This window comes from Streptomyces sp. NPDC028289 (genome assembly GCF_055565975.1).
On the sequence record NZ_JBVHTI010000003.1, the window covers coordinates 1 to 12,870 of the forward strand.

A 12,870-nucleotide genomic window follows, 5' to 3' on the forward strand; every position below is an offset into this window, starting at 1 on the left:
GTTGATAGGCCGGATCTGGAAGCCAGGTAACTGGTGGAGGTGACCGGTACTAATAGGCCGAGGGCTTGTCCTCAGTTGCTCGCGTCCACTGTGTTGGTTCTGAAACCACGAACAGCCCCGCTGTTGAAAGCGGTTCGGTTGTCTGTTTCATAGTGTTTCGGTGGTCATAGCGTGAGGGAAACGCCCGGTTACATTCCGAACCCGGAAGCTAAGCCTCACAGCGCCGATGGTACTGCAGGGGGGACCCTGTGGGAGAGTAGGACACCGCCGAACAAATATTGGGAAAGGCCCACGCCGTCACGGCGTGGGCCTTTCTGCGTTTACGGGTTCGTTTAGGCTCAGGACATGCGCTACGACCTGGTTATCTTCGACAACGACGGCGTCCTTGTCGACAGTGAGCCCATCTCCAACCGGCTCCTGGCCGGCTATCTCACCGAGTTGGGGCACCCGACCTCCTACGAGGACTCCATACGGGACTACATGGGGTCCGCGATGCACCGGGTCCACGACCTGGTCCTGGAGCGTACCGGGCAGCGGCTGCCGGACGACTTCGACGACGTCTTCCACGCGCGGGTGTTCGCCGCCTTCGAGGAGGAGTTGAAGCCCGTGGCGGGGGCCGCGGGGGTGCTGGAACAGCTGGCGGCGGACGGGGTGCCGTACTGCGTGGCGTCGTCGGGCAGCCATGAGCGGATTCGGGTGGGGCATCGGACGACCGGCCTCGACCGGTGGTTCGACGAGTCGCGGATCTTCAGCTCGCAGGATGTGGGGCGGGGCAAGCCGGCACCGGATCTGTTTCTCTACGCGGCCGAGCGGATGGGGATCGCGCCGGGGCGGTGTGCCGTGGTGGAGGACAGTCCGCTGGGGGTCCGGGCGGCTGTGGCGGCCGGGATGGACGTGTACGGGTTCACCGCCATGACGCCGGCCGAGCGGCTGCGGGGTGCCACCCAACTCTTCTCGGACCTGGGGCAGTTGGCTGACCTGCTGGAATGACCGGGGGCATGACGGCGGCGCTGACAATTGTCATGCCGAGCTCCGGACGTTCGTTTCTACTGGGGGACCCCGGCCGGACGCGAAGCTGGGGGCATGACGAAGACGACGAACACCGGGTCCCAGAGCAAGCAGCAGCCCAGCGTGCTGGAGAACCTCCGGCCGCTGATCGTGGACGTGGCGGTGCCCCTCGGGTCGTACTACTTCTTCAAGGGGGCCTTCGGGATGAGCACCTTCGCGGCGCTCGCCTGGAGCAGCGTGGTGCCGGCCGTGCGGACGGTCTGGAGTGTGGTGAAGGAGCGCCAGGTCAACGGGCTGGCAACGCTGATCCTGGTCGTGAACGTGGTCGGACTGGCGCTCAGCTTCGTCTCCGGTGACCCGCGGCTCATGCTCGCCAAGGACGGTGCGGTCAGCAGCACCGTCGGGATCGGGATCCTGGTGTCGGTGGCGCTGGGCAGGCCGATGATGACGGCGGGGCTGAGGCCGTTCCTCCTCAAGGGGGACGCGGCCCGGGAGGCCGCCTGGGAGCGGCTGGCGTCCGGGACCGCGGCCAGGTCGGCGGAGTTCCTGCACAAGGAGCGGGTCTTCTCCGTGATCTGGGGGCTGGTCCTGGTGGTGGAGTGCGTCGTCCGGGTCGTCGGCGCCTACACGATCCCCGTGGACACCATGGTCTGGCTGAGCTCGCTGCTGCTGGTCGTCGCGATCACCCTCGGGATGGTGGTCTGCGGAGGTGCCGCCGCCGAGCCGATGGCGTGCCTGATCACCGACGAGGTGAAGCGCCAGGAGGCCGCGCAGAAGCAGGAACAGGAGCTCGCGGTCGCCGCCTGAGCGGCCGGAAGGTAAAGCTGAAGGAAATTCATCTTTGGCTGGATCTACCCACGAGTACGCCGGGGCCCTACGCTCGCCGCCATGACAGATGTGCTGCGGCGCGGTAGGGCCTCACTGGCGTTCAGCTTCTTCACTCAGGGTGCCACCTTCGCGCTGCTGGTGACGCGCATCCCCGCCATCCAGGACCGGTACGGCGTCTCCGACGCGCTGCTGCCGGTCTTTCTGGCTGCCGTGCCCATCCTGGCCGGTGTCGGCAGTGTCACCACCGAGCAGCTGGTGAAGCGAATACGGCCCAGCCGGCTGCTGCGCTGGTCCCAGCCCGTGGTGATGCTGGCGCTGCTCGGGGTCGGGTCCGGCGGGGTGATGGCCGAGCTGGCGGTGGCGCTGGCCGCGTTCGGCCTGGCCGTCGGCGCGCTGGACGCCTCGATGAACATGCTCGGGGTGAGCCTGCAGCGGACGTACGGGCGCAGCATCATGCTCAGCTTCCACGCGGCGTACAGCCTGGGCGGGATCCTCGGGGCCTCGCTGGCCTGGGTGGGGGCGCACTGGCATCTCGCGCTGTGGGTGTCGTACCTGCCGGTGGTCGCGGTGCTGCTGCCGGCCGCGCTGGTGGGGAGCCGGTGGTACGTGGACGGTGACTCCGCGCCCGTGGAGGAAGAGGCGGCCGGTGGTGGCGCGGGCGGTGGTGTCGTCTTCAAGGTGCTGTTGCCGCTGTGCCTGGTGATGACCTTCGCCTACATCGGGGACTCGACCGTCTCCAACTGGAGTGCGAAGTACCTGAAGGACGTGCTGGGCAGCAGTGAGCAGCTCGCCACCGTGCCGTACAACGTGTACATGGTGACCACGCTGGTCGGGCGGGGCATCGGGGACTTCGGGGTACGGCGGTTCGGTGCCGTACCCGTCGTACGGCTGGGGGCGGTGGTGGCGGCCGCCGGGTTCGCGGTGGTGGCGGGGGCGCCGGGGGCGTGGGTCGGCATGGTCGGGTTCACTCTGCTGGGGCTGGGGTTGTGCGTGCTGGTGCCGCAGACCTTCGCGGCGGCGGGGCGGCTGTTTCCGGGGGCTTCGGATGCGGCCATCGCGCGGCTGAATGTCTTCAACTACGTCGGGTTCTTGATCGGTTCGCCGTTGGTGGGGGCGCTCGGCGATGCGTGGAGCTATCGCGGGGCGATGCTGGTGCCGATGGTGTTGGTGCTGGTGACGTTGGTGTATGCCCGTTCGTTCGCGACCAGGTCGGACCGATACGGTGGCGGGCATGAGCGGCCGCGCACAGCTGATGTGGGACGAGGCAGTAACGAGCTATGACTTCGGTCCGGGGCATCCGATGGACCCGGTCCGGCTGGCGTTGACCCGGAGTCTGGTCGGTGCCTTCGGGCTCGACCGGGCGGTGGACGTCGTGGCGGCGAAGCCGGCCGGGGAGTCGACGCTGCGGCTGGTGCACCGGGAGGACTACATCGAGGCCGTGAAGGCGGCCTCGGCGGATCCGTCGGCGGCCGACCAGTCGTACGGGCTGGGGACGATGGACGATCCCGCCTTCGCCGGGATGCACGAGGCGTCGGCGCTGATCGCCGGGCAGTCGGTGGGGGCCGCCGAGGCGGTGTGGCGGGGGGATGCCGATCACGCCGTGAACTTCGCGGGCGGGTTGCACCATGCGATGCCGGGGGCCGCGTCCGGGTTCTGCATCTACAACGACGCCTCGCTCGCCATCGCGCGGTTGCTGGAGCTGGGGGCCGAGCGGGTCGCGTACGTGGATGTGGACGTGCATCACGGGGACGGGGTGCAGGCCGCGTTCTGGGAGGACCCGCGGGTTCTGACGATCTCGCTGCACGAGCATCCCCGTACGTTGTTCCCGCAGACCGGGTGGCCGGAGGAGGTCGGTGCCGGGGCGGGGGAGGGGGCCGCGGTGAATGTGGCGCTGCCGGCGGGGACCGGGGACGCGGGGTGGCTGCGGGCGTTTCACGCCGTCGTGCCGGAGCTGGTCGCGGACTTTCGGCCGCAGGTGCTGGTGACGCAGCACGGTGCCGATACGCACTTCGAGGATCCGCTGGCTCATCTGGCGGTTTCGCTGGATGCGCAGCGGGCGGTGCAGGTGGCGTGTCATGAGCTGGCGCACGAGTTCGCCGGGGGGAAGTGGGTCGCGTTGGGTGGGGGCGGGTACGAGGTGGTGGATGTCGTGCCTCGGTCGTGGACGCATCTGGTGGGGGTTGCGGCGGGGCGGGAGGTTGCGCCTGAGGCGCTGGTGCCTGAGGGGTGGCGGCAGGAAGTGTTTGCTCGGACTCGGCAGTTGGGGCCTGGGCGGATGACGGACGGGCGGTGGCCGGTGGGGTGGGCGCGGTGGGACGCGGGGTACGACCCCGCTGATCGCTTGGATCAGGCGGTGCTGGCGACTCGGCGCGCCGTGTTTCCGCTGCGGGGGTTGCTGGCGTAGGGGTTTTCTCGCCCCCGCCGCCCCTACCCGTCCCGTCCTTCCAGGGGGTGGGCCCCCTTCGACCGCCCGTTTCGGGGGCTGCCGCCCCCGGACCCCCGCTTCGGCCTGAACGGCCTCGTCCTCAAACGCCGGACGGGCTGGAGGGGGTGCGGGCCGGCTGTCGTCCTCAAACGCCGGACGGGCTGGAGGGGGTGCGGGCCGGCTGTCGTCCTCAAACGCCGGACGGGCTGGTGGGGGTGCGGACCGGCTCTCGTCCTCAGTGCGGGCCGGCTCTCGTCCTCGAACGCCGGACGATGAGAGGTGGTATCGGTCGGCCTTCGTCATCGGGTGCATTACGCCGACTGTGCGGTTTTTGTCTGTTCTGGGGGTCTGGTGGGGGTTGGGGCCTCAGGATCTCTGGTGTGGCGAGTGGTGGTGGGCTTCGGGACTATTTGGTGGCTGCCGGGCTGGCGGGGGTGGTGGGGACCTCGCGGGAGCGGAGTCTTCGGAGTTATCGGTTGTTCGCGGCTCGGGATCCTCGGGTGTTGATCGGGATTGATCCGCAAGGGGGGTGGGGAGAGGCGGAGTTGATTCGGTTGATGGCCGCCAAGTGCGGGGTTTCGGACGATCCTCGGCGTGTTTCAGGGCATGATGTGATCGATCCCGACTTGACGGTCGCGGGGCTGGACGCGTTCGCCGAGCGGGTGGGGGCGGTGGCCCGGCGGCGGGCTGCCGTGTTGTTCGGGACCGGGCATCCGCACCGGCTGATCGGGTTCTACGCCGGTCTCGCGGACGCGCTGTCGGCGGCGGGGTGTGAGGTCCTCACCCCCGCGCAGGGTCACTGTGTCGACATAACGACCCGGTTCGGTCTACGTACGTGCAAGCTCGATTACGTACGAGGCGTCGGGTTCGTGAGAGAAGTGGGCCGTGAACGCCCCGGTTGTGCGCCGGGTGCGCACACGCATTCGCCGCTGCCGGTTCGGGTGGCGCTGGATGCGGCGGCGGAGGGCGGCGGGCCCCTGCCGGAGCTGGTGGTCGGGGACCATGGGTGGGTCTGCGGTGCAGGTCAGCTCGGGTTTGAGGCCATTGGGCTCGCGGATACGGATGACCCTGCGCTCTTCGTGGGGGAGGCCGAGGGGGCGGTGTCCGTGGCCGTTCCGGTTGATGACGGCGTGCGGTCTGATTGCTACACGCCGCTCACCCGCTACGTACTCAATCGAGCGTGTCTGTCACAGTAGGCCGCCGGTGGGTGCACCTCTTCCCCACTCGCATCACCCGCCCCTACATTGGGGAGTGAGCACGCAACGACGAAGAGTCACCGGAAGGGGAAGCCGGTGGCCCGTCGAGTGCGGAAGGTTCAGGTGTGTCATGGCAGCTGGCGAGAGGCCTCTGAACGAGGTTGTGTTCCTGACCGTGGCGGAGGTCGCCGCGGTGATGCGAGTGTCGAAGATGACCGTGTACCGGCTGGTGCACAGCGGTCATCTGCCCGCGATCCGGGTGGGGCGGTCCTTCCGCGTCCCCGAGCAAGCGGTACACGAGTACCTTCGCGAGAGCTATGTGGGGGTGGAGACCGCCTGACGACGGTTTCGGGATAACCCGGAGCACCTCGATTACGAGCTCAGCGCTCGGGCGGGTAGGCTAGCCCCTCGTAGGTCGTATGGGCCCATGATGCCCAGCACCGAGTGATGAGAAGTGAGCGAGGGTAGTCGTGGGCTCTGTTATCAAGAAGCGGCGCAAGCGGATGGCCAAGAAGAAGCACCGCAAGCTGCTCAAGCGCACGCGTGTTCAGCGTCGTAACAAGAAGTAATTACGGCGCCGAGCCGCGAGAGCTTGTGTGTGGCCCCCCACCAGTACGGTGGGGGGCCACTGCATTTTCCGGCCGTTGCGGCTTGTCGTGGCCTGCTGGGGGTCATGCCAGCGCAACATCGACCCGCTAAGTTGGCCCGCATACGGGAACACGGAAGAAAGGCGCTGATCTTGGGGAAGGTCGTGCTCGTGACCGGAGTGGCCCGTCAACTCGGAGGCCGGTTCGTACGGCGCATTCAGCGTGACCCCGAGGTGGACCGGGTGGTCGCCGTGGACGCGGTGCCGCCGGAGCATCATCTGGGCGGGGCGGACTTCATCCAGACCGACATCCGGCAGCCCACCATCGCCCGGGTGCTGGCCGAGAGCGGCGCCGACACCGTCGTCCACATGGACGTGACCGGGACACCGCTCGGCAGCGGGAGCCGGGCCACCGTCAAAGAGACCAACGTCATCGGGACCATGCAGCTGCTCGGCGCCTGCCAGAAGTCGCCGAACGTCAAGCGGCTGGTGATCAAGTCCAGTACGAACGTGTACGGCTCGGCGCCGAAGGATCCGGCCGTCTTCACCGAGACCACCCCGCCGAAGTCCCTGCCCAGTGGGGGGTTCGCGAAGGACACGGTGGAGGTGGAGGGGTACGTGCGGGGGTTCGCCAGGAGGCGGCCCGACGTGGCGGTGTGCGTGCTGCGGTTCGCCAACATCCTCGGGCCGACCGCGGACACCCCGCTCGCCTCCTATTTCTCGCTGCCGGTGCTGCCCACCGTCCTCGGGTACGACCCGCGGCTGCAGTTCGTGCACGAGGACGACGTGATCGACGTGCTGCGGATCGCCTCGCACGAGCCGGAGCGGGGCACGCTGAACAGCGGCACGTTCAACATCGCGGGTGACGGGGTGCTGTTGCTCTCGCAGTGCTCGCGGCGGCTGGGACGGCCCACCGTGCCGCTGCTGCTGCCCGCGGTCACCTGGGCCGGGTCCCTGGTGCGGACGCTCGGCATGAGCGACTTCTCGCCCGAGCAGATCCGGCTGCTGACGCACGGCCGGGTGGTGGACACGGTCCAGATGCGCGAGACGCTGGGATTCCGGCCGAAGTACACGACGGCGGAGACCTTCGCGGACTTCGTGCGCGCCCAGGTCCCGGGGCTGCTGCCGCCCCAGGCCGTGGCCGCGGCCGTCGACCGGATCGCCGCGCTGCCCGCCCTGAGCGGCGGGCGGACGCCGGCGGGGACCCCGACGCAGAACCCGACCCAGAGCGCCAACTGAGGAGCGCAGCAACGATGGCGGACGCCAAGGTCATTCCGTTCGACGACGACCGGTCCCGCGGGGCTGCCGTGCAGCGGCCGGCCGCCCGGCGCCGGGGTGCGGGAAGCCGGCGCAAGGGCGGCGGCGAGCAGGCCGCGGTGCGTGAGCCTGCGGCGGGGCGCGAGTCCGCGGTGGTGCGTGAGGTCCAGCCTCTCGCCGGGCGGATCCCCGCGCAGGAGGATGTGCATGTGACCCGGGAGAACCCTGAGACGGGCGTGAAGCAGCCGCCGCACGACGAGGCCGGCCTGGAGCAGCGTGTCGCACGCGGACTCGCGTTTCTGCGGCGGCGGCTGACCGGGGAGTACGAGGTCGACGACTTCGGGTACGACGAGGAGCTGACCGACCAGGTCCTGATGTCCCTGCTGCGGCCGGTGTACGAGAAGTACTTCCGCGTCGACGTGAAGGGCATCGAGAACATCCCGGCCCACGGTGGTGCGCTGATCGTCGCCAACCACTCCGGGACGCTGCCGCTGGACGGGCTGATGATGCAGGTCGCCGTGCACGACCGGCATCCGGCGAATCGTCACCTCAGGCTGCTGGCGGCGGATCTGGTCTTCGTGCTGCCGGTGGTGAACGAGCTGGCGCGGAAGCTGGGGCACACGCTTGCGTGCGCGGAGGACGCCGAACGGCTGCTGGCCCAGGGTGAGCTGGTCGGGGTGATGCCGGAAGGGTTCAAGGGCATCGGGAAGCCGTTCGGCGAGCGGTACAAGCTCCAGCGGTTCGGGCGGGGTGGGTTCGTGTCCACGGCGCTGCGGCAGGGGGTGCCGATCATTCCCTGCTCGATCGTGGGGGCCGAGGAGATCTACCCGATGATCGGCAACGCGAAGACGCTGGCGCGGGTGCTGGGGATTCCGTATTTTCCGCTGACGCCGACGTTTCCGTGGCTGGGGCCGCTGGGGGCGGTGCCGTTGCCGACGAAGTGGACGATCCAGTTCGGGGAGCCGATCCCTACGGACGGGTATCCGCCGGAGGCGGCCGAGGATCCGATGCTGATGTTCAACCTGACGGATCAGGTGCGGGAGCAGATTCAGCACACGCTGTACAAGTTGCTTGTGCAGCGGCGGTCGGTCTTTTTCTGAGTCGCGATGCGTTGAGTGGTGCGTGCGGGTGCGTGGGGGCTGGTCGCGCCCACGCGGCGGCAGCCGCACATCGAATACAGCCCCGCGCCCCCAGACGGCGGCTTCGCCGCCGCCCCGGGGGCGCGGAGTCCTTAGTTGCTCGTGTCCTCGCTGTCGATGCCCAGGCCCGGGAGCAGGCCCGGCAGGAGCGGGGGCAGAGTCACGTCCGGGGCGCTGGATGCGCTCTTGGACGGAGAGGGGCTGGTCGAACCGGTCTTCGGCGGGTCCAGGAGGCCGCCCGTGGTGCCGCCGAGCAGGCCGTTGTCGGCGCTGCCGGAGGCGGAGCCGCTGGGGCCGCCGGTGCCGGTGTCGTGGCCCGAGGAGGAGCTTCCGGAGGAGGACGGGGCCGTCGACCGGTGCCTGCCGGAGGAGCCGGTGGACGCCGTGCCGGAGTCCTTGCTGCCGGTGCCGCCGCCGGTGTTCTGGGACGGCTGGGGGAGCAGGGACTGCAGCGGGGCGACCTCTTGGTCTATGGCGTCGAAGACCGACGACACCTGCTGACTGACGTCCCCGAGCTGGACCGGGAGCCTGCTGCGCAGGGCGCCCCAGGCCTCGCGGTGGGACTGGGCGAAGGCGGACAGGGCCTGGATGGGGCCCAGGGAGTTCGGGTCGCGCTCGTACGCCTCGTGGAGCAGGCGGTGGCCCTCGGTGACGTCGTGCTGCATCCCGGACAGGGTGCGGCGGATCTCGCCGATCGACTCGTGGTCGAGGTGGCCGCCGCGGTCCCGCTCCATGAGCCGGCGGGCCTCCATCAGCCTGGTCGAGGCCTGGTCGAGGTAGGTCTGGCCGCGCTGGTCGTCACCGTCGGACAGATAGTTGAGCTTGAAGTCCTCGATGCCGCGTTTGAGGCCGTACAGGGAGTCGCCGGGCAGGGCGTCGGAGCTGGCGGCGGCTACCCCGCCGAAGGCTCCGGCGGCCACGCCGACGCTCAGGCCGCCCGCGGCGAGCCCCTTGGTGAGCCGGGAACGCGGACGCAACTTGCCCAGCGGGCCGGCCCGGTGCGCGCCCTTGGCACGGGACGCACGCTGCTCGGGTACCGAAGCGTCCGCCGCCCCGCCCAGGGTGCCCTCCGCCAGCATGGCCTCCATCGCGGCCACCAGCTGGGCCCGCTGGACGACCTTGACCTCCGGGTCGAGCTCCGGTTTGGGCAGCGCGGCGAGCCCTGTCGCCAGGGCCAACAGCTCGCCTTGCTCGGTCCGTTCGGCCCGGTCAGGGGCGGCCGGTGGATCGCCCGTGGGTCCTCCGGACGGCTCGGCCGCCGGGTCCCGGTCGGGCTGCTCCTCCAGAGCCTGGGCGAAGGCGTTCGCCCGCCGGTGGGCCGATACGTTCGCGATCACTGGCGGCACCTCCTCTCGTCATGACGGTCGACTCCCCAGGGGGTCCTGAGGGTTGCACGCCCCCGACCAGTCCACACGATCGGGTGACCGGGGTCTGGTCGGACGTGACCACAGGGAGCCTGTATCCCGCACAACGAGCGGCTCGGCACTTGGGTTACGGACGGCCGGGGATCGGCTGAGAAAGGCAACGTGCTTTGACGGAGCGTGAGTTGAGCGTCGCCCAGGGTGGCCGGTTCAGCGGGCGTCGTCGGGGAGGAGCCGGGCGAGAGTGCGCACGGCCCGGTACTGGAGGGTCTTGATGGCGCCCTCGTTCTTGCCCATCACGCGGGCCGTCTCGGCGACCGAGAGGCCCTGGAGGAAGCGGAGCGTCACGCACTCCTGCTGCTGGGGGTTGAGGCGTCGTACGGCGTCGAGCAGGGCCGCGTTGGAGAGGGACTCCAGGACGGAGTCCTCGGGGGAGCGCTCGACCTCGTTGGCGTCGAGCATCTCGCCGGTGGTGACCTCCAGGCGGAAGCGGCTCGACTTGAAGTGGTCGGCGACCAGGTTGCGGGCGATCGTGACCAGCCAGGCGCCGAAGTCGCGGCCCTGCCAGGTGAAGGTGCCGATCCTTCGCAGCGCCCGCAGGAACGTCTCGCTGGTCAGGTCCTCGGCGGTCGCCTTGCCGCCGACGCGGTAGTAGATGTAGCGGTACACGGTGTCGCTGTACTGGTCGTAGAGGCGGCCGAAGGCGTCGGCCTCGCCGGCCTGGGCGCGCTCCACGAGGTCCATCATCCGGGCGCTGTCACTGTCTGCGGCCGGGCGGCGGGCGGTGGTGGCACCGGTGCCGGTGCCGGTGGTGCGGCCGCGTCTGCCCACGCCGCGTCCGTCGCCGGAGCGGCGGCCCTCGACGACGGCGCTGCGCGCCGGCGCCTGTTCCATGCCGTCGGCCAGTGCGTAGCACGGGCCGACGGGGGCGGCGGTGGCGAAGGCGGGGACGGCGTACGCGGTCGGGACAAGGCCGCGCAGCGTCTCTTTGACCGTCGCGACTGTTGCGCGCAGCGTAGCCAGGCCCGAGGCGTCAACCCCGACGTGTGGGTACACGGGACTCCCAGAGGCAGAGCTTCCATCACGTGCAGTACGGAACCTTTCACCCGTCGTAGCGACGGAGGGGTACCGGTTTGCGTCTGAGGAGAATAACGCTTCGTGCAGGCACTGCTACACCGAGTTGCTCAAATCATCGATTGCGTCGCTTCTGTAACCGTTTGGCGGTCGCTCAAGAGCCTTAGGCTGACCGGTTGTTGAACGAAAACGTGCGGGTTTCGGCGATGTGCGGGGCGTGTTGGGGTGACCGAGCGATAATTCGGGGCGCGCGGCGGGTGGGGACCGGGGTGGGGACGCTCACTGGCGCTGGGGGTGCCCCGGCCGAAGGCTGGGGGAGGAACTGCGCGACCGGCCACGACGTGCCGGCGGCTGAGAACCGGCCCGCGGTGCTGCGGCGATGTCCTGCCCGGCCGACGCCGGACTATCGACGCCGTCGGCTCAACGCGATCGCGGCCGCGGTGCCACCGGCCACCGCGCCGACGCCGGCCGCCGCCGGGATGCCCACCTTCGCCGCCTTGCGCCCCGTCCGGTAGTCGCGCAGGCGCCAGTCCAGCTCGCGGGCGTGTTTGCGCAGCTTCGTGTCCGGGTTGATGGCGTAGGGGTGGCCGACCAGGGAGAGCATCGGGATGTCGTTGTGGGAGTCGCTGTAGGCCGCGCAGCGGGAGAGGTCGAGGCCCTCGGCGGCGGCCAGGGCGCGTACCGCCTCCGCCTTGGCGGGGCCGTGCAGGGGCTCGCCGACCAGTTTGCCCGTGTAGACGCCGTCCACCGACTCGGCGACCGTGCCCAGCGCGCCCGTCAGGCCCAGTCGGCGGGCGATCACGCCGGCGATCTCCACCGGGGCCGCTGTGACGAGCCACACCTTCTGGCCCGCGTCCAGGTGGGCCTGGGCGAGGGCGCGGGTGCCGGGCCAGATGCGCTCGGCCATGTACTCGTCGTAGATCTCCTCGCCGATGGTCTGGAGCTCGGCGACGCGGTGGCCCTTGACGATGGAGAGGGCCGAGTCGCGGGCGTCCTGCATGTGCTCGGGGTCCTCGACGCCGGCCAGCCGGAACCACGCCTGCTGCCAGGCGAACCGGGCCAGGTCGCGGGTCTCGAAGAACTTCCGTTTGTACAGGCCACGGCCGAAGTGGAAGATGGCGGCGCCCTGCATGACGGTGTTGTCCAGGTCGAAGAACGCGGCGGCCTTGTCGTCGCCGAGCACCGGGAAGTCCGGCTCCGCTGCCTCGTCGAGCGGCGCCGTCGCTTCCTGGTTCTTGCGCGCGGCCTCCGCCGAGGCCTCGCCTGCCAACACGCTCCGCGCCGTGGCGGAGCGCCTACGGGGAGTGAGCCATCCGAGAGCGGCCATGTCGTGAGCATAGCCAGTTTGTTCGGGAGTTCCGGAGTCACGGGAGTTGGCTCGGTGTGAACTCTCCGCGACCGGGTCGTTAAACAAAGCGAAGAACCCGTGCAGAAGACGGCGGACATGCCCTCCCAGGGGCGGGACAATGGACGTCATGAGTCCCCTCTTTGGCCGGAAGGCGCCCGCGCCGAGTGCGCGATCGGTCACCCTCATCCGTAAACCCGGCTGCCATCTGTGTGATGACGCACAGGTCGTGGTCGAGAAGGTGTGCGGCGATCTCGGAGTGCCCTGGGAGCAGAAGGACATCACCCAGGATGCCCGGCTTCACGATCTCTACTGGGAACAGATCCCGGTGGTACTCGTCGACGGCGAACAGCACACCTTCTGGCGCGTGAACGAGGAACGGCTCCGCAAGGCACTGACCGACTAGTCCAAACCGGCTGGAAAAGTCGCTTAGGATCGAGCCGGCTTGGTCTCGGGGGCGGGATTCGTGAGGAGTGTGTACGGTTTTGCCCCCATCGGAGAGGGAGCGCGGGCGCTTGTGCGCCGGTTCCGCACGACTGCGCCGGGGGTGCGTGACCCCGGTCACGTTGGCCGGGCAAATCGGACACCATCTTTGTGCACGCGTTCACAAAGACATAGCCTGCTGTCGACGGGGCGGTCTGGGTACGTGTG

Annotated in this window: 13 protein-coding genes and 1 rRNA gene; 11 read left to right on the forward strand and 3 right to left on the reverse strand. The window is 69.5% G+C overall.

The features are described 5' to 3' along the window. Positions 1-156: 156 nt before the first annotated feature. From rrf to ACZ4UV_RS14095, 10 genes are all read left to right on the forward strand, one after another. Positions 157-273: ribosomal RNA gene (gene rrf / locus ACZ4UV_RS14050) — 5S ribosomal RNA — on the forward strand. A 72-nt stretch (positions 274-345) separates the two neighbouring features. Next, the gene (locus ACZ4UV_RS14055) at positions 346-990 is read left to right on the forward strand and encodes an HAD family hydrolase (protein WP_390042986.1); all 645 of its coding nucleotides are present in this window, start codon (positions 346-348) and stop codon (positions 988-990) included. 93 nt (positions 991-1,083) lie between these two features. Next, entirely contained in the window at positions 1,084-1,815 is a 732-nt protein-coding gene (locus ACZ4UV_RS14060) for a VC0807 family protein (protein ID WP_390042988.1), read from the forward strand. An 81-nt stretch (positions 1,816-1,896) separates the two neighbouring features. Then, the gene (locus ACZ4UV_RS14065; protein ID WP_351502863.1) at positions 1,897-3,117 is read left to right on the forward strand and encodes an MFS transporter; all 1,221 of its coding nucleotides are present in this window, start codon (positions 1,897-1,899) and stop codon (positions 3,115-3,117) included. Next, on the forward strand, positions 3,068-4,240 hold the full coding sequence (locus tag ACZ4UV_RS14070) for an acetoin utilization protein AcuC (RefSeq protein WP_467837983.1): 1,173 nt from the start codon (positions 3,068-3,070) through the stop codon (positions 4,238-4,240). The genes ACZ4UV_RS14065 and ACZ4UV_RS14070 overlap by 50 nt, the downstream gene beginning before the upstream one ends. 401 nt (positions 4,241-4,641) lie before the next feature. Continuing rightward, a complete protein-coding gene (locus ACZ4UV_RS14075; RefSeq protein WP_451022664.1) occupies positions 4,642-5,457 on the forward strand; it encodes a phosphatase in 816 nt (271 codons plus the stop codon). Between the two features lie 130 nt (positions 5,458-5,587). After that, entirely contained in the window at positions 5,588-5,797 is a 210-nt protein-coding gene (locus ACZ4UV_RS14080) for a helix-turn-helix domain-containing protein (protein WP_067299677.1), read from the forward strand. Positions 5,798-5,927: 130 nt separating this feature from the next. Continuing rightward, the gene (locus tag ACZ4UV_RS14085; RefSeq protein WP_003948845.1) at positions 5,928-6,026 is read left to right on the forward strand and encodes a 30S ribosomal protein bS22; all 99 of its coding nucleotides are present in this window, start codon (positions 5,928-5,930) and stop codon (positions 6,024-6,026) included. 170 nt (positions 6,027-6,196) lie between these two features. After that, the gene (locus tag ACZ4UV_RS14090; protein ID WP_451022663.1) at positions 6,197-7,282 is read left to right on the forward strand and encodes an NAD-dependent epimerase/dehydratase family protein; all 1,086 of its coding nucleotides are present in this window, start codon (positions 6,197-6,199) and stop codon (positions 7,280-7,282) included. A gap of 14 nt (positions 7,283-7,296) precedes the next feature. Next, positions 7,297-8,400: a lysophospholipid acyltransferase family protein gene (locus ACZ4UV_RS14095; protein WP_467837987.1), complete on the forward strand. Its 1,104-nt coding sequence runs from the start codon at positions 7,297-7,299 to the stop codon at positions 8,398-8,400. Between the two features lie 131 nt (positions 8,401-8,531). Here the strand turns inward: ACZ4UV_RS14095 and ACZ4UV_RS14100 are convergent, their stop codons facing one another. The 3 genes from ACZ4UV_RS14100 to ACZ4UV_RS14110 form a co-directional block, all read right to left on the reverse strand. Continuing rightward, positions 8,532-9,776 (reverse strand): DUF5667 domain-containing protein, encoded by a 1,245-nt coding sequence (locus ACZ4UV_RS14100; RefSeq protein ID WP_467837989.1) that lies wholly within the window; start codon positions 9,774-9,776, stop codon positions 8,532-8,534. A 234-nt stretch (positions 9,777-10,010) separates the two neighbouring features. Further along, on the reverse strand, positions 10,011-10,856 hold the full coding sequence (locus ACZ4UV_RS14105) for an ECF subfamily RNA polymerase sigma factor, BldN family (RefSeq protein ID WP_390043002.1): 846 nt from the start codon (positions 10,854-10,856) through the stop codon (positions 10,011-10,013). A gap of 421 nt (positions 10,857-11,277) precedes the next feature. After that, a complete protein-coding gene (locus ACZ4UV_RS14110; RefSeq protein ID WP_351486201.1) occupies positions 11,278-12,201 on the reverse strand; it encodes an HAD family hydrolase in 924 nt (307 codons plus the stop codon). A 148-nt stretch (positions 12,202-12,349) separates the two neighbouring features. Between ACZ4UV_RS14110 and ACZ4UV_RS14115 the strand changes: the two genes are divergently transcribed. Next, positions 12,350-12,625 carry a glutaredoxin family protein gene (locus ACZ4UV_RS14115; RefSeq protein WP_390043003.1) on the forward strand — a complete coding sequence of 92 codons (276 nt, stop codon included), beginning with the start codon at positions 12,350-12,352 and terminating at the stop codon, positions 12,623-12,625. The last annotated feature ends 245 nt before the right edge of the window (positions 12,626-12,870 follow it).